The 14,741-nt window shown below is 71.8% G+C and carries 18 protein-coding genes; 2 read left to right on the top strand and 16 right to left on the bottom strand.

Annotated features, from left to right (window positions below):
• Positions 1 to 15 precede the first annotated feature (15 nt).
• The 6 genes from ABLE68_RS17695 to ABLE68_RS17670 all read right to left on the bottom strand — a co-directional run bounded on the left by ABLE68_RS17695 (position 16) and on the right by ABLE68_RS17670 (position 4,496).
• A complete protein-coding gene (locus ABLE68_RS17695; protein WP_348873152.1) occupies positions 16 to 972 on the bottom strand; it encodes an aspartate carbamoyltransferase catalytic subunit in 957 nt (318 codons plus the stop codon).
• A complete protein-coding gene (gene pyrR, locus ABLE68_RS17690) occupies positions 969 to 1,526 on the bottom strand; it encodes a bifunctional pyr operon transcriptional regulator/uracil phosphoribosyltransferase PyrR (protein WP_348873151.1) in 558 nt (185 codons plus the stop codon). Before pyrR ends, ABLE68_RS17695 begins: the two co-directional genes overlap by 4 nt.
• Before the next feature lie 448 nt (positions 1,527 to 1,974).
• Positions 1,975 to 2,580, bottom strand: a complete 606-nt coding sequence (locus tag ABLE68_RS17685; protein ID WP_348873150.1) for a cytochrome b/b6 domain-containing protein — start codon at positions 2,578 to 2,580, stop codon at positions 1,975 to 1,977.
• The gene (locus ABLE68_RS17680; protein ID WP_348873149.1) at positions 2,573 to 3,259 is read right to left on the bottom strand and encodes a molybdopterin-dependent oxidoreductase; all 687 of its coding nucleotides are present in this window, start codon (positions 3,257 to 3,259) and stop codon (positions 2,573 to 2,575) included. The genes ABLE68_RS17685 and ABLE68_RS17680 overlap by 8 nt, the downstream gene beginning before the upstream one ends.
• Complete coding sequence (locus ABLE68_RS17675; protein WP_348873148.1) at positions 3,243 to 3,434, bottom strand: hypothetical protein; 192 nt, start codon at positions 3,432 to 3,434, stop codon at positions 3,243 to 3,245. The genes ABLE68_RS17680 and ABLE68_RS17675 overlap by 17 nt, the downstream gene beginning before the upstream one ends.
• A 45-nt stretch (positions 3,435 to 3,479) precedes the next feature.
• A complete protein-coding gene (locus ABLE68_RS17670) occupies positions 3,480 to 4,496 on the bottom strand; it encodes an NADPH:quinone reductase (RefSeq protein ID WP_348873147.1) in 1,017 nt (338 codons plus the stop codon).
• A gap of 65 nt (positions 4,497 to 4,561) precedes the next feature.
• Between ABLE68_RS17670 and ABLE68_RS17665 the strand changes: the two genes are divergently transcribed.
• Positions 4,562 to 4,969: a PPOX class F420-dependent oxidoreductase gene (locus ABLE68_RS17665; protein WP_348873146.1), complete on the top strand. Its 408-nt coding sequence runs from the start codon at positions 4,562 to 4,564 to the stop codon at positions 4,967 to 4,969.
• Between the two features lie 110 nt (positions 4,970 to 5,079).
• Here the strand turns inward: ABLE68_RS17665 and ABLE68_RS17660 are convergent, their stop codons facing one another.
• The 7 genes from ABLE68_RS17660 to ABLE68_RS17630 all read right to left on the bottom strand — a co-directional run bounded on the left by ABLE68_RS17660 (position 5,080) and on the right by ABLE68_RS17630 (position 11,824).
• The gene (locus ABLE68_RS17660; RefSeq protein ID WP_348873145.1) at positions 5,080 to 6,417 is read right to left on the bottom strand and encodes a hypothetical protein; all 1,338 of its coding nucleotides are present in this window, start codon (positions 6,415 to 6,417) and stop codon (positions 5,080 to 5,082) included.
• 79 nt (positions 6,418 to 6,496) lie between these two features.
• A complete protein-coding gene (locus ABLE68_RS17655) occupies positions 6,497 to 7,165 on the bottom strand; it encodes a hypothetical protein (RefSeq protein ID WP_348873144.1) in 669 nt (222 codons plus the stop codon).
• Positions 7,166 to 7,215: 50 nt separating this feature from the next.
• A complete protein-coding gene (locus ABLE68_RS17650; protein ID WP_348873143.1) occupies positions 7,216 to 8,484 on the bottom strand; it encodes a dihydrolipoyl dehydrogenase family protein in 1,269 nt (422 codons plus the stop codon).
• 33 nt (positions 8,485 to 8,517) lie between these two features.
• Complete coding sequence (locus tag ABLE68_RS17645) at positions 8,518 to 9,894, bottom strand: dihydrolipoyl dehydrogenase family protein (RefSeq protein WP_348873142.1); 1,377 nt, start codon at positions 9,892 to 9,894, stop codon at positions 8,518 to 8,520.
• A gap of 46 nt (positions 9,895 to 9,940) precedes the next feature.
• A complete protein-coding gene (nusB, locus tag ABLE68_RS17640; protein WP_348873141.1) occupies positions 9,941 to 10,348 on the bottom strand; it encodes a transcription antitermination factor NusB in 408 nt (135 codons plus the stop codon).
• Entirely contained in the window at positions 10,345 to 10,908 is a 564-nt protein-coding gene (gene efp / locus ABLE68_RS17635) for an elongation factor P (protein WP_348873140.1), read from the bottom strand. Before efp ends, nusB begins: the two co-directional genes overlap by 4 nt.
• 133 nt (positions 10,909 to 11,041) lie before the next feature.
• The gene (locus ABLE68_RS17630) at positions 11,042 to 11,824 is read right to left on the bottom strand and encodes an SIMPL domain-containing protein (protein ID WP_348873139.1); all 783 of its coding nucleotides are present in this window, start codon (positions 11,822 to 11,824) and stop codon (positions 11,042 to 11,044) included.
• Positions 11,825 to 11,941: 117 nt separating this feature from the next.
• Here ABLE68_RS17630 and ABLE68_RS17625 point away from each other — a divergent pair, with 117 nt between their 5' ends.
• Positions 11,942 to 12,745: a collagen-like triple helix repeat-containing protein gene (locus tag ABLE68_RS17625; RefSeq protein WP_348873138.1), complete on the top strand. Its 804-nt coding sequence runs from the start codon at positions 11,942 to 11,944 to the stop codon at positions 12,743 to 12,745.
• Here ABLE68_RS17625 and ABLE68_RS17620 read toward each other — a convergent pair.
• The 3 genes from ABLE68_RS17620 to ABLE68_RS17610 are packed head-to-tail and all read right to left on the bottom strand — an operon-like array spanning position 12,738 to position 14,736.
• Positions 12,738 to 13,169 (bottom strand): type II 3-dehydroquinate dehydratase, encoded by a 432-nt coding sequence (locus tag ABLE68_RS17620; protein ID WP_348873137.1) that lies wholly within the window; start codon positions 13,167 to 13,169, stop codon positions 12,738 to 12,740. The genes ABLE68_RS17625 and ABLE68_RS17620 overlap by 8 nt on opposite strands.
• Positions 13,166 to 14,254, bottom strand: a complete 1,089-nt coding sequence (aroB, locus tag ABLE68_RS17615) for a 3-dehydroquinate synthase (RefSeq protein WP_348873135.1) — start codon at positions 14,252 to 14,254, stop codon at positions 13,166 to 13,168. The genes ABLE68_RS17620 and aroB overlap by 4 nt, the downstream gene beginning before the upstream one ends.
• Entirely contained in the window at positions 14,251 to 14,736 is a 486-nt protein-coding gene (locus ABLE68_RS17610; RefSeq protein WP_348873303.1) for a shikimate kinase, read from the bottom strand. The genes aroB and ABLE68_RS17610 overlap by 4 nt, the downstream gene beginning before the upstream one ends.
• Between the last annotated feature and the right edge of the window lie 5 nt (positions 14,737 to 14,741).

Genomic DNA, 14,741 nt, shown 5'->3' with positions numbered 1-14,741 from the left:
GCTCGCTTCGCTCGCTCACTCTTCTCCTCCGACAGCCGGCTCGGACCCACCGAGCAGCAGGTACAGGACGGCCATCCGCACGGCGACGCCGTTGGTGACCTGCTCGACGATCACAGACCGGGAGGAGTCGGCCACGTCGGCCGAGATCTCCATGCCGCGGACCATCGGGCCGGGGTGCATGACGATGGTGTGGTCCTGCAGGCTCGCCATCCGCTTGCCGTCGAGGCCGTAGCGGCGGGAGTACTCGCGCGCGGTCGGGAAGAACCCGCCGTGCATCCGCTCGCGCTGGACCCGCAGCATCATCACGGCGTCGGCCTTGGGCAGCACGCTGTCGAGGTCGTACGACGTCTCGACCGGCCAGCCCTCGATGCCGACCGGCAGCAGGGTCGGCGGCGCGACCAGCGTGACCTCGGCGCCGAGCGTGCGCAGCAGCAGGGCGTTGGACCGGGCGACCCGGCTGTGGAGCACGTCTCCGACGATCGCGATCTTGCGGCCCTCGAGCCCGCCCGGCTTCGACTCGCCGAGGTGGCGCCACATCGTGAACGCGTCGAGCAGCGCCTGGGTGGGGTGCTCGTGGGTGCCGTCGCCGGCGTTGACCACGCTGGAGCGGACCCAGCCGGAGTGGGCGAGCCGGTGCGGGGCGCCGCTGGCGCCGTGGCGGACGACCACCGCGTCCGCGCCCATCGCCTCGAGCGTCAGCGCGGTGTCCTTGAGGCTCTCGCCCTTGGAGAGGCTCGAGCCCTTCGCGGAGAAGTTGATGACGTCGGCGCTGAGCCGCTTGGCAGCCGCCTCGAAGGAGATGCGGGTGCGGGTGGAGTCCTCGAAGAAGAGGTTGACCACGGTGCGGCCGCGCAGCGCGGGCAGCTTCTTGATCGGGCGGTCGGCCAGCTCGCGGAGCTCGGCCGCGGTCGAGAGGACCAGCTCGGCGTCGTCGCGGCTGAGATCGGCCGCGCTCAGCAGGTGTCGCTTCATGCCACTCCCTCGATCGTGACGGCGTCGACGTCGTCGACGCCCACCAGTCGCACCTTGACCCGCTCGACGAGCGAGGTCGGGAGGTTCTTGCCGACGAAGTCGGCGCGGATCGGCAGCTCGCGGTGGCCCCGGTCGACGAGGACCGCGAGGCGGACGGCGGTGGGCCGCCCGATGTCGTTGAGGGCGTCCAGCGCGGCGCGGATCGTGCGGCCGGAGAAGAGGACGTCGTCGACGAGCACCACGACCTTGCCGTCGATGCCGCCTGCCGGGATGTCGGTGGGCAGGAGCGCCCTGGCCGGCTTCAGCCGCAGGTCGTCGCGGTACATCGTCACGTCGAGCGACCCGACGGGCACGTCGTACCCCTCGACGGAGGCGATCCGCTCGGCGATGCGCTCGGCGAGCGGGACGCCACGGCTCGGGATGCCGAGCAGGACGAGATCGTCGGCGCCCTTGTTGCGCTCGAGGATCTCGTGCGCGATGCGGGTCAACGCCCGGGTGATGTCACCGGCGTCGAGAACGACGCGGGTGGGGTCGTGCTGAGGGTGCGCAGGCAACTGCCTCGGACCTCCTTCTCCGCCTCACGGGACGGCTCGTTAAAGGATGTCGATCGGGAGTGACCCTACCTCCGTCGCGGCCGCCCCGGCGAACCGGCAGCGGCGTTTCTCGGCTGGTGGACGGGGCTCGCGCTCGGAACTCGAGTCGGCGTCCTCCGGGCGCTTGATTGTCTGACCCGTACGGCGCCGGTCAAGGGTTCCCTGCGGCGCTTCGCGCCCTTGACAGTCGCCGATCCGGGCCAGCGGTGCGCCATCCACCCTTCCGGTGCCGCGAAACGGTGGATCACCCACCGCCGACCCGCAAGCGACCGACCACAGGTCGGGGTCGTCCCCATAGCCAGCCGATCTCGGCCGGAGGCGGCAAGGTCAAGGGCTCGAAGCGGCGAAGCGGACCCTTGACGGCCCCGGTGGAGGCCGCACCCTGGCGCTATCGGGAGGACGACGGATCTCAACCCTCGAGCTCGTCGGCCCACGCCGCGTGCTCCTGGCGCGCCCAGCGGGTCGAGACGGTGCCGGAGCGCATGCCGCGGCGCGCGTCCGGGTCGCGTACGGCGAAGGCGATGTGACCCAGGATCAGCAAGCCCAGGCCCAGGGCGGACCAGTCGTGGACGAACGTCGCGCCCGAGCGCCAGGACAGCTGCACCAAGCCGGTCCAGTACATGATCGCGCCGGTGCCGAGCAGCACGGCGGTCGAGCCGGCGACCAGCCACGCGTTCACCTTCTGCCCGGCGTTGAACTTCCCGACCCGGATCGTGCCGTCGCGGCGGGTCCGCGACCGCAGCCACCGCCAGTCGTCGCCGGTGACCCGGTTGAGGCGCCGTACGTCGAGGCGGTACGCCGCCGACAGGGCGCCCAGCACCATCGGCACCGGCAGCGCGAGCCCGCTCCAGACGTGGATCGTCTCGACCAGGTGCCGGTGGCCGACGGCCAGCATGATCGAGCCGTTGTAGAGCACGAACGCGGTCAGCAGGCAGATGCCCATCAGGACCGCCACGCTGCGGTGGATCAGCCGCTCGGCGGGGGTGAACCGCGGCAGCGACACCTGCTCACTCACCGATGATCCCGTCCAGCGGATAGCCGCGGTCCTCCCAGTAGCCCGGGAGGTTGCGCTGCACGAGCTCGATCTCGGACAGCCACTTGGTGCTCTTGTAGCCGTACATGGAGGCGGAGTAGATCCGCACCGGTCCGCCGTGGTCGTGCGTCACCGGCTTGCCGTACATCTGCAGGGCGACGATCACGTCGTCGGCCCGCGCCTGGTCGAGCGTCATGTTCTCGGCGTACACGCCGTCGAAGGAGCGGAAGCGGACCGCAGCAGCCTCCGCCGTCGGGCCGGCGAGGTCCAGGATCGAGGAGAGCCGGACGCCGGTCCACGGCACGTCAGGCACGTGCCAGCCGGTGACGCACTGGAAGTCCCAGGTCATGTGGACCTGCGGCAGCGCCTGGAGGTCCGCGAGCGAGTAGGTGACCGGGTGGTCGACCCGCCCGAAGACCTTGAGGGCGTACGTCGTGGCGTCGCGCGGCTCGACCGTGCCGGTCACCGAGTAGTAGCGGAAGGTGTTGCCGAGCGGGACCAGCGTGGTGAGCCCGGTGGGGTCGTTCATCGTGATCGGGGCGAGAAGCCGGCTGAGCCCGTCCTGCACCGAGGCGCCGGCGACCACGCCGACGGCACCCAGCCCGATCAGCCCGAGGACGACCCGTCGGCCGACGGGTACGCCGTCAGGGTCGGCGCCCACGGAAGCCGACCGACATGACGACCACGCCGACGACCAGCACGATCGGTCCGATGATCGACCAGGTCGTCGTACCGCTCATCGAGCTGCCCTTCACGACGTCGAGTCCCTGGAGGGTCCAGAGCAGCCCCACGAGCGCGACCACCACACCCGCCACCACCCACAACGGCTTTGCCATTCCTCCACTCAACCACGCAGTGCCTGAGCACGACGCCCGCGCGTCTTACGCATCGGTGACGTCGAGGAGCACCTTCCCGATCGCGCCGGCCTCGACGGCGTCGTGGGCCGCGGCCGTCTGCTCCAACGGGAAGTGGTGCAGCGGCACCCCGGCGTCCTCGCCCACGCGGAGCGCCCCGGCCGCGACCGCCGCGTTGACGTCCTCGATCGCGGCGCGGACCAGCGCGGCGTGCAGCGTGTAGAGGATCAGGAACTGGAAGCGCAGGTTCTTCCCGAACGCCGCCCGCAGCGGCATCGTCAGCTCGTCGCCGCCGTTGTTGGCGTAGATCGAGACGAGCCCGTGCACCTTGACGACGTCGAGGTCGATGCCGATGTTCTGGGCCGGCGCGACCTCGACCGCGATGTCCACGCCGTCGGGTGCGATCGCCCGGATGGCGGCCATGGCATCGGTCTCCCGGTAGTTGACGACGTGGTCGGCACCGGCCGCGCGCGCCAGCTCGGCCTTCTCGTCGCTGCTGACCGTGGTCACGACCGTGGCGCCGGACCAGCGGGCCAGCTGGATGGCAGCGTTTCCCACGGCTCCCGCTCCCCCGGCGACCAGGACGACGCGACCGGCGAGGGTGCCCGGCCCCAGCCGGCTCGGGCCGTCCTCGGCCGCGGTCAGCGCCCGGTGGGCGGTCACCGCCGGCACCCCGAGGCTCGCGCCGAGGTCGTACGACGCCGCGTCGGCCAGTCGCGCGACCCGCTCGACCGGCTGGACGGTGAACTCGGCGGCGGTGCCGTAGGGCCGACCGTGCTGAGCGAGCACCAACCAGACGCGGTCGCCGACCGCGAGCTCGTCGACCCCCGGGCCGACCGCGTCGACCACCCCGGCGCCGTCCTGGCCGGGCACCACCTCGTCGTGGCCCGCCATCATGCCGGCGCGGAACTTCCAGTCGGTCGGGTTCACGCCCGCACGGACGACCCGCACCCGCACCTCGCCCGGACCGGGCTCGGGGAGCTCACGGTCGACGGTCTCGAGGACGGACGACGGACCTGTCTGGCGGTAGACGACTGCTCGCACGGTGATGACACCTCTCGATCGGTGGGTACTCCTACGGTGGACACAACCCGACACCTGGAGGATCCATGCCCGAGCTCCCGTTCCCCGACGACGTACGCGCCCTGCTGCTCAAGCCCAACCCGGCGGTGGTGACCACGCTGCGCTCCGACGGCCAGCCGATCTCGGTCGCCACCTGGTACCTCCTCGAGGACGACGACCGGGTGCTGCTGAACATGGACGACACCCGGGTGCGCCTCCAGCACCTCCGGCGTGACCCCCGTGCCACGCTGACGGTCCTCGACGAGAACAGCTGGTACACCCACGTCTCCCTCATCGGCCGGGTCGAGGGTCTGGTGGCCGACGACGGTCTCACCGACATCGACCGACTGAGCGTCCACTACGGCGGGTCGCCGTACCCCGACCGCGAGAGCCCGCGCACCAGCTGCTGGCTGACCGTCGAGAAGTGGCACGGCTGGGGCGCCGCCAAGCGCTGACCCGGCCCGTGTGCACGCGGAAATAGCACCGACCCGGCCCGTCCGCTCGGGTCGAGCGAGCGGAAGAGCCGGGTCAGTGGGTCTGGGACGTGCAGAAGAGCCGGGTCAGGTCAGAGGGCAGCCGCCATGCCTGCGCAGGCCTTGAGCCACTGCATCCGGGTGTGCTGCGAGAGCTGGTTGTAGGGCACCACCGAGCCGGCGACCAGCGCCGGGTCGTAGGGCACGCGGTAGACCCCGCGGGTGCGCTGCTGGTAGACGTCGACCAGGTCGGCGGCGAGCTTGGCGTCCACGTTCGCTGAGGGGTCCGACAGGATCGTGACGGTCTTGTACTTGAGGTTCTGGTAGCCCGCGTCCTGGAGGGCGTCGAGCATCCACAGCCCGCTGTAGCCGGTGTCCTCGCGGACGGTGCTGGTCACGACCAGCAGGTCGGCGGCACCGGCGGCCGCGAGCCAGTTCTCGGCACGCATGTTGTTGCCGGTGTCGATCAGGATGATCCGGTAGAAGCGCTCGAGCAGCTTGTGCACCGCGTCGAAGTCCTGGGCCCGGATCGTGCCGGTCACGTCGGGTCGCTCGTCGGACGCGAGCACGTCGAAGTGGGCGTCGCCCTGCGAGCGCACGAACGCCCCCAGGTCGCCGATGCGCGACTGGTAGACGTCGGTGAACCGCTCGAGGTCCTCGAGCAGCTCGCGGGTGGTGTTGCGGTGGGTGCTGCGGGTGCCCCGGATGCCGAGGGTGCCGCGGGTCTCGTTGTTGTCCCAGGCGACCACGCCGCCACCGCGCACGGTGCCGAAGGTGTAGCCCGCCGCGAGCACACCGGTGGTCTTGGCCGCGCCACCCTTGGGGTTGATGAAGGCGATCGTGCGCGGGCCGTCGAAGTCGCGCTGGATCGACTGGCGGTCGAGCTCGTAGGCGAGCTCCTCGGGTCCCATCCGCGGCGTGATCAGGCCACCGCTCCACTTGCGCATCTTGCCGCGCCAGCCCCAGGTCGCGGGGCCGTGCTCCTGGTCGGCGTCCCGCCGGTCCAGGAAGTCGGTCGCGGTCATGAACCGGCGTACCTCGCCGTCGGCCTCTGCGGGCGCCTCGGCGGACACCTCGGGGAGAGCCTGGGCGGGTGCCTGGGCCGTCGGGAGCATCAGAGGGGCGGCCGGCGGGGCGCTCGGCGGCGGGCCGGCGGGCGGCGGCGTCGTGGGGCGGTACGCCAGGGGCGGGCTGGTCGGCGGGGCGGTCGGTGCCGCTGCCGCTGCCGGGACCTCGCCGAGCGGGTCCACGAGCGGGTCGACGAGCGGGTCGCCCAGTGGGTCCGTCAGCGGGTCACGCGCTCCGGCTCCGTCGGGCCGACCCTCGCGGCGCGCTGCGTATGCCGCGAAGTCCTCGGGCGTGTAGAGCCGGTCACTGGTGTCGTCGGCGTCGTGTCGCGAGCCTCCCGAGCTCCAAGCTTCCTGCGACATCGGTGTCCTCCCTCAGGTGGCAGGTGGGTCCTGCTGCGGTGTTCCTTCCCCCGATTTCGGCCGGTCACACCGACCTGGCTCAGAAGTCTCGACAGGCGCGGCGTGCCGCGTAGCGGTCGATGCGGGAGTCGCTGGCCGCCACGTGGCAACCCGCGACCTTGACCGGGCCGATCTCGCTCAGGGTCGAGTAGGTGCCGGTGATCCTGTCGACCGAGGTCCCGTCGTTGTACGGCGCCCCGCAGACCCGCTTGGTCCAGGTGCCGGAGTAGACGTTCGAGCCGCGGTAGACGACATAGCTCTGGTTGCGGGGCCCGGTGTTCTTCAGGAACATCCGGCCGTAGACGACGTCGTCGATCTCACCGTTCTCGACCGGGCCGCCACCGGAGGCGAGGATCTGCGCTCGATCGGCAGCGGTGAGGGTGGCGTCCGGGTCGTCCGCGTGCACCCTCAGCCGGATGTAGTCCGCGCGGTTCAGGTCCAGGGCCTTGCTGCCGACCTGGCTCCCGGGAGCGAGGGTGATCCCGTGGGCGTAGACGACCACCGGCCGCTGGCGCTGCAGGGCGATGGCCGTCCGCGGGACGAAGCCCGCCACCTGGCACTCGGCCGGCGTGGCGCTCGCGGTCGTGGCGGCTGTCGGGCTGGCAGAGGTCGGCTGGCCCGGGTCGGCGCTCGGCGCGTCGTCGGACGACGAGCAGCCCGCGACCAGGAAGCCGCCGACGGCGACGGCGATCGCGACGCGGAGCTTCACCGAGACAGTCACTCCCGACATGTCTCCCGCGGCCGGGACCGCGAAACGTCTCAGCCCGCCAGGTCACCCAGCGCGGCGGCGATCGCGCGGTGGAAGGTCGGGTAGGCGAAGTGCATCCCGCGCAGGGTCGCGACCGGGATCTCGGCGTGGACCGCAGCCGAGAGCAGTCCGACCACCTCCCCGCCGTACGGCGAGACGACGGTGCCGCCGACCAGCACACCGCGGTCGGCGTCGGCGACCACCTTGACCACGCCGTCGGCCTCGTCGATCCAGCCACGGCTCGCCTTCGGGATCTGCGCGTGGCCGACCGCGACCCGGACCCCCGCCTCGCGAGCAGCCTTCTCGGTCAGGCCGACCGAGCCCACCTCGGGGTCGGTGAACGTCACCCGGCTGACGGCGCGGTAGTCGGCCCACGGGCCGTCCTCCCCGAGCAGGTCGCGCACGGCGACCTGGGCCTGGTAGATCGAGACGTGCGTGAAGGCTCCGTGGCCGGTGATGTCACCGACCGCCCAGAGCTTCTCTCCCGCACGCATCCGCTCGTCGGTCTCGACGTGGTCGGTGTCGTCGAGGCCACCGAGGTTGAGCTCGCGACCCGTGGCGATCAGCAGGTGGGCAGCCGTCACGGTCCCGTCATCGAGCGTGAGCGTGAAGGAGCCGTCGTGGTCGACCCGGGCGACCTCCACGCCGGTGCGGACGTCGACGCCGACGCGGCGCAGTGCGGCCTCGACGACCTCGGCGGCCTCCGGCTCCTCGGGTCCGAGGATGCGATCGGCGGTCTCCAGCAGCGTGACCCGGCTGCCGAGCCGCGCCGCCGCCTGAGCGAGCTCGCAGCCGATCGGTCCGCCGCCGAGCACGACCAACGACTTCGGCGCCTCGGTCTGCTTCATCACCTCGCGGTTGGTCCAGTACGGCGTGCCGGCCAGACCGTCGATCGGGGGCACCGCCGGGGCGGTCCCGGTGTCGAGCACCACGCCCAGGCGGGCGTCGTACGTCGTGCCGTCGACCTCGACCCGGCCGGGTCCGACGAGCCGGCCCTCGCCGCGAACGATCCGCACCCCGGCCTCCTCGAGCGGCCCGGCGTGCTGGTCGTCGGTCCAGTCGTGGTTGGCCTCACGGATGCGCGCCGCGGCCCGCGGCCAGCCCTGGTGGGCGTGCGCCGAGTGGACCAGCAGCTTGGACGGCGTACATCCCCAGAAGGGGCACTCGCCGCCGACCAGCTCCCTCTCGACACCGACGACCTGCAGCCCCGCTTCGGCGAGCTTGCGGGCGGCGTGCTCTCCCCCGGGGCCGAGCCCGAGGACCACCACGTCGACGCTCACCGCGACAGGTGCCGCGCCCGCGCGGCGGTGGGGTCAGGAGAGATCGGCGAGCGCCGACTCGATGGCGCGGTGGAAGGTCGGGTAGGCATAGATCATGTTCCTCAGGGTGTCGACCGGGACCTCCGCGTGCACCGCGACGGCGAGGAAGCCGAGGATCTCCCCGCCCGCGGGCCCCATCGCGGTCGCACCGACGAGCACCCCACGGTCGGCGTCCTCCACGACCTTGATCAGGCCGTGCCCGCCCGAACCGTGGGTGAAACCCCGCGAGGAGGACTCCAGCTGCGTCGAGCCGACGCGCACCGTGAGACCGGCGTCGCGCGCCTGCTGCTCCGTCATCCCCACGCCGCCGACCTCGGGATCGGTGAAGGTCACGTGCGGGAGGGCGTGGTAGGTGGCCGAGGCCCCGCCCTGGTCGAGGATGTCGCGGAGCGCGATCGCGGACTGGTACATCGACACGTGCGTGAACGCCCCCTTGCCGGTCACGTCCCCGATCGCCCAGAGCTTCTCACCGGCACGCAGCCACTCGTCCACGCTCACGGTCCGCGCGCTCGGGTCGAGCCCGACCGTCTCCAGGCCGAGGTCGTCGAGGTTGGGCGTCCGTCCGGCCGCGACCAGCACCTTGTCGGCGGTCAGCGTCTCTCCCGTGTCGAGCCCGAGCGTGAAGGCGCCGTCGGCGTACGCCGCGCTCTGCAGCTCGACGTCGGTCAGCACCCGGATCCCTTCCTGGGCGAAGGTGTCGGCCAGGAGGGTGGCGGCCTCCGGCTCGTTGGCCGGGATCAGGCGCGGACCGTGCTGGACGACGGTCACCCGCACGCCGAAGCGCGAGAAGACCTGTGCCATCTCGCAGCCGATCGGTCCCCCACCCACGACGACCAGGGAGCCCGGCAGCTCCGTGAGCTGCACGGCGTCGCGGTTGGTCCAGTACGGCGTGTCCGCGAGCCCGTCGACGGGCGGGACGGCCGGACGCGTGCCGGTGTTGATCACCGCGCCGCGCCGGGTCGTGTAGGTGTGGACGGTGCCGTCCGGCTCCTCGACGTTCACCCGGCCGACGCCGTCGAGACGGGCGATGCCGTGGTGGACGGTCGCGCCGGCGTCGCGGAGGCGGTCGACGGCGATCGTGTCGTCCCAGCCGGTGGTGGCCTGCTCGTCGATGCGCCGGGCGACCACGGACCAGGCCGGGACGATGGTGGCCTCGCCCGCGACCTCGGCAGCCCGGCGTACCTCCGCCACGGCGTCGGCGCCGCGCACCATCATCTTGGTCGGGATGCACCCGTAGTAGGGGCACTCGCCACCGACCAGGTGCCGGTCGACGACCACGACCTCGAGGCCCGCCTTCGCGGCGCCGCTGCCGAGGGCCTCGCCCCCGGGTCCCGCACCGATGACGACCAGGTCGACCTCATGCTCGCTCATGGCACCAGCATTGCGGAGGAGTCAAGCGCACGCACCAGGAGCAGGCTCAGGCGAGCGAGGCCTTGTTGCGCTGCAGGTTGCCGAGGATGCCGTTGACGAACTGCGGTGACTCGTCGGTGGACAGGTCCTGCACGAGGGCCATGGCCTCGCTGATCGCGACCGTGTCCGGGACGTCGTCGGCGTACAGCATCTCCCACAGGCCCAGGCGCAGCACGTTGCGGTCGACCGCAGGCATCCGGTCTAGGGTCCAGCCCTCGGAGTACGACGAGAGCAGCTCGTCGAGCCGGGCCTGGTGCTCGACCACGCCGCGCACGAGCACCCCGGTGTAGTCGTTGGTCGGACCCTCGCCGTCGGCGATCGCCGTGTCGAGCGCCGCGACCGCGGACTCGCCCCGCACGTCGGAGGCGAAGAGGATGTCCAGGGCGCGCTTGCGGGCCTTCGAACGAGCGCTCAAGACTTGACGCGCCCCATGTAGGACGAGTCGCGGGTGTCGACCTTGACCTTCTCGCCCTGGTTGATGAAGAGCGGGACCTGGATCTCGTGACCGGTCTCGAGGGTGGCCGGCTTGGTGCGGCCGGTGGCCGAGTCGCCGGCGAGGCCGGGCTCGGTGAAGGTGACGACCAGCTCGACCGAGGCCGGCATCTCGATGAAGAGCACGCGGCCCTCGTTGGTGGCCACGACGGCCTCCTGGTTCTCCAGGAGGAAGTTGGCGGCGTTGCCAACGATCTCGGGCGCGATCTCGATCTGCTCGTAGTCGGAGACGTCCATGAAGACGAAGGACGAGCCGTCGTTGTAGAGGTACTGCATCGTGCGGCGGTCGACCGTGGCGGTCTCGACCTTGGTGCCGGCGTTGAACGTCTTGTCGACGGTCTTGTTGGACTCGACGTTCTTGAGCTTGGTGCGCACGAAGGCGGGGCCCTTGCCCGGCTTGACGTGCTGGAACTCGACGACGGCCCAGAGCTGGCCGTCGATGTTGAGAACCATGCCGTTCTTCAGGTCGTTCGTGGTTGCCATGCGCGCGTGTCAGCCTTACTGCAGTCGAGAGTCGGAGTGCCGCCCCGGACGGGGTCCGAGCAGCAGCGACCGAGTCTATCGGCAGGCGTGCGGTCTGCCGAACTGCCGAGCCGACCCACCTCCGGGGTGTGACTCAGGCGAGGCTCCACACGATCTGCACGGTCACCTTGCCGGTCTCCTTCCCGGCCCGGATCGGCGTCTTCGACAGGCCCACCATCGCGCTGTCGTAGGCCATCGCGCCGCGGCCGATGCTCGCTGTCGGGGTCGGCACCGGCCGGGCGTGGACCTCCCGCAGGGTCATCACCTCGCCGAGCTCCTGCCCCGAGGCCTCGGCGTACTGCTCGGCCTTGGCCTTCGCCTCGGCGACGGCCGCGTCGCGGGCCTCGGCCATCACGGCGTCGGAGTCGCCGACCAGCAGCCGGATGTCGCTGACCCGGACGTCGTTGCCGCCGGCCGCGACCGCGGCGCTCACGGCGGAGCCGCCCTGCTTGACGTCCTTGACGAGGACCCGCGCACGCTCGGAGACCCGGTAGCCGCGGATCGTCGGCGGGCTGTACTGGTGGTAGTCGTAGACCGGGGTCATCGAGAGACCCGTCGTCTGGACGTCGGACCTCGCGACGTCGTAGTCCGTCTGGGACGCGAGCACCCGCTCCATGGCCGCGTTGGCGTCGTCGAGCGCGGTGTCGAGGTCGTCGCGGGTCAGGCTCACCGCGACGGCGAAGGAGAGCTCGTCGGGCACGGCCGTGGCCTCGCCCGTCCCGCTCATCGTGAGCACCCGGTGGTCGGGCTTCGTAGAGGACGACTCGTCGTCGGCCGCGTTGGCCGGCCCTCCGCCGGCGCTCCCGAGGACGTAGGCGGCCACCAGGGCCAGGGCCACGACGGCCGTGATCACGATGCTGCGGACACTGACCGTCACCTGTGCGCTCATGGACGGTCGGACGTGGAGGGCCGCCGATCGGTTCCCGGCCCGTCGGTCTAGTCCACCCCCGGATGGGCCATTCCGGTTGGCACGAGGCCTTCCTACCGTCGAACGATGACCACTTTGAAGCGGCAATGGCTCGGCATCACCATCGGCATCCTGGCGCTCTTCATCGCGCTCAACGGACCGGCGATGGCGAACGACGCAGCGCGACAGGCCGGGAAGCTGATCACCGGCAAGCAGATCAAGGACGGGTCGATCGAGACCAAGGACCTGAGCAAGAAGGCCCAGGCATCCCTCAAGGGTGAGCGCGGTCCGGCCGGCGCCGACGGCTCCCCGGGTGCGCAGGGTGAGCCGGGCGCGCAGGGCCCGCAGGGCCCGCCCGGCACCGATGCCACCATCAACGGCGTCCCCGCCGGCGGCGACCTGACCGGGACCTACCCCAACCCGCAGCTCGGCCCCGACTCGGTCGACATCGCGGAGATCGCGACGATCCCGGCGGTGCGGATCACCGGGTCCGCGACGTCCGTCCCGAACGACACGATCACCACGGTCAACTGGGGCACCGGCCAGCAGTACGAGACGGTCGCCTCGATGTACGACCCGGCCGAGGGCACCAAGCTGGTCGCTCCCGTGACCGGGCTCTACCTCGCCCACGCATCGATCGGGTTCAACGGCAACGCCACCGGCGTCCGGACGGTCGCGATCGCCACGAACGGGTCCAACTCCAACCCGGCCTGCTTCGACCGCCGCGCCTCAGCGGGAGCCGCGCTCGCGACGTTCGTCAACGCGACCTGCGTCGTGAAGCTGAACGCCGGCGAGTTCATCACCGCCACGGTCACCCAGACCTCGGGCGGCGCACTCGGCTTCAGCGGGTTCGAGTCGGCCTCGCTGACCTGGTTGGGCTCGCTCAGCTAGAACGGGCGATGACCTCGAGAGCCATCCGGTAGCCGTCGATGCCGTGGCCGGCGACCACCTCGACGGCGTACGGCGTGACGACCGAGGTGTGCCGGAACTCCTCGGGGCGCTGGTGGGGGTCGGAGATGTGGACCTCCACCAGCGGGGCGACCAGCTGGGCGCACGCGTCGAAGATCGCGTAGGAGTAGTGGGTCCAGGCCGCGGCATTGAGCACGACGGGGCTCGCGTCGTCAGCGGCGGCGTTGAGCCAGTCGAGCATCTCGCCCTCGTGGTTGGTTTGGCGCACCTCGACGTCGAGGCCGAGCTCGCGTCCCCAGCCGACGCAGAGCTCGGCGAGCTCGGCGTGGGTGGTGGTGCCGTAGATCTCGGGCTGACGCTTGCCGAGCCGGCCGAGGTTGGGGCCGTTGAGGACGAGCACGGTCATGCGGGACCTCCGATGGCTGCGTAGGCCGCACGCAGGTCGGCCTCGGACGGACCGGCCAGGACCGTGGGCCGGGCCAGGTCGGCGAGCACGACGAAGCGCAGCTGGGAGCCGCGCGACTTCTTGTCGACCTTCATCGCCGCGTGGAGGTCCTCGAAGGCGGCGCCGTCGTACGACGTGGGCAGCCCGACGCGGCCGAAGGCGCTGTGGTGACGCGCCACCACGGCCGGGTCGAGGGTGCCGGCGCGACCGGCCAGCTCGGCGACGTAGACGCAGCCGATCGCGACCGCCTCGCCGTGGCGGATGCCGTAGTCCTCGTGGCGCTCGATGGCGTGGGCGAGGGTGTGGCCGTAGTTGAGCGCCTCGCGTCCCGGGTGGCCGTCGGCGCCGCCCGTCTCCTTGAGGTCGCCCGCCACCACGTCGGCCTTGACCCGGATGGCGCGCTCGACCAGCTCGCGCAGCTCCGGTGACTCCGCGGTGAGGGCCTCGGGCTCGGTGCGCTCGACCAGGTCGAGGATCGCCGGGTCGGCGATGAAGCCGCACTTGATGACCTCGCCCAGCCCGGCGACCAGCTCGGCCCGCGGCAAGGTCGCCAGGGTGGTGAGGTCGCAGAGCACGCCGGCCGGCTCGTGGAAGGAGCCGACGAGGTTCTTGCCGGACCCGGTGTTGATGCCGGTCTTGCCGCCGACGGCCGCGTCGACCATGCCGAGCAGCGTCGTCGGCACGTGCACGACGTGGACCCCGCGCAACCAGGTCGCAGCAACGAAGCCGCCGAGGTCGGTCGTCGCGCCACCGCCGTAGGTGACGACGGCGTCGGAGCGGGTGAAGCCGGCTCCGCCGAGCGCCTCCCAGCAGCTCGCGGCGACCGCCGCGGTCTTGGCGGTCTCGCCGTCGGGGATCGGCAGGTCCAGGACGGTGTAGTCACCGAGCGCTGCCGCGACGACCGAGGCGTCGAGGCCCTGCGGGTGGACGACGGCGACGCGGGTGACCCCAGCACCGAGCAGGGACGGCAACCGGTCGGCGAGGTCGTGACCGACCACGACGTCGTACGGCGCGGGGCCGGCGACCCGGATCGTGGTGTCGCTCATGCGTCCGCCGGGTGGCTGAGGGCGGCAACGATCTCGTTCGCGACGTCCGCAGCGCTGCGGCCGTCGGTCTCGACAACGAGCGTCGCGACCGACTCGTAGACCGGGGTGCGCTCGTCGAGCAGGGCCTTGATCCGCCCCCGCACGTTGCCGAGCAGCATCGGGCGCGACGAGCCCAGCCCGACGCGCTTCACCGCGTCGGAGAGGCCGACCCGCAGGAAGACCACGTCGTGGCCGGCCAGCAGCTCGCGGGTGCCCGGGTCGAGCACCGCTCCCCCGCCCAGCGCGAGCACGCCGTCGTGGGTGGCCAGCGCCTCCGCGACGGCAGCACGCTCCAGCGCCCGGAACGTCGCCTCGCCGGAGTCGACGAAGATGTCGGCGATGGTCCGCCCCTCGGCCGCCTCGACGTCGTGGTCGGTGTCGCGCACCGAGGTGCCCCACCGGTCGGCGAGCAGGCCCGCGACCGTGGTCTTCCCGGCCCCCATCGGGC

The organism is Nocardioides pollutisoli (genome assembly GCF_040045055.1).
GTDB lineage: Bacteria > Actinomycetota > Actinomycetes > Propionibacteriales > Nocardioidaceae > Nocardioides > Nocardioides tweenelious.
This window is presented reverse-complemented; position numbering and strand designations above follow the sequence as displayed.

What these genes read in the sequence shown, in the direction of transcription:
- ABLE68_RS17610 (WP_348873303.1), bottom strand. Translation starts at nt 14,736, where the DNA reads ATGGGGGCCGGGAAGACCACGGTCGCGGGCCTGCTCGCCGACCGGTGG.
- ABLE68_RS17695 (WP_348873152.1), bottom strand. Translation starts at nt 972, where the DNA reads ATGAAGCGACACCTGCTGAGCGCGGCCGATCTCAGCCGCGACGACGCC.
- ABLE68_RS17660 (WP_348873145.1), bottom strand. Translation starts at nt 6,417, where the DNA reads ATGTCGCAGGAAGCTTGGAGCTCGGGAGGCTCGCGACACGACGCCGAC.
- ABLE68_RS17675 (WP_348873148.1), bottom strand. Translation starts at nt 3,434, where the DNA reads ATGGCAAAGCCGTTGTGGGTGGTGGCGGGTGTGGTGGTCGCGCTCGTG.
- ABLE68_RS17645 (WP_348873142.1), bottom strand. Translation starts at nt 9,894, where the DNA reads ATGAGCGAGCATGAGGTCGACCTGGTCGTCATCGGTGCGGGACCCGGG.
- ABLE68_RS17625 (WP_348873138.1), top strand. Translation starts at nt 11,942, where the DNA reads ATGACCACTTTGAAGCGGCAATGGCTCGGCATCACCATCGGCATCCTG.
- efp (WP_348873140.1), bottom strand. Translation starts at nt 10,908, where the DNA reads ATGGCAACCACGAACGACCTGAAGAACGGCATGGTTCTCAACATCGAC.
- ABLE68_RS17665 (WP_348873146.1), top strand. Translation starts at nt 4,562, where the DNA reads ATGCCCGAGCTCCCGTTCCCCGACGACGTACGCGCCCTGCTGCTCAAG.
- ABLE68_RS17620 (WP_348873137.1), bottom strand. Translation starts at nt 13,169, where the DNA reads ATGACCGTGCTCGTCCTCAACGGCCCCAACCTCGGCCGGCTCGGCAAG.
- aroB (WP_348873135.1), bottom strand. Translation starts at nt 14,254, where the DNA reads ATGAGCGACACCACGATCCGGGTCGCCGGCCCCGCGCCGTACGACGTC.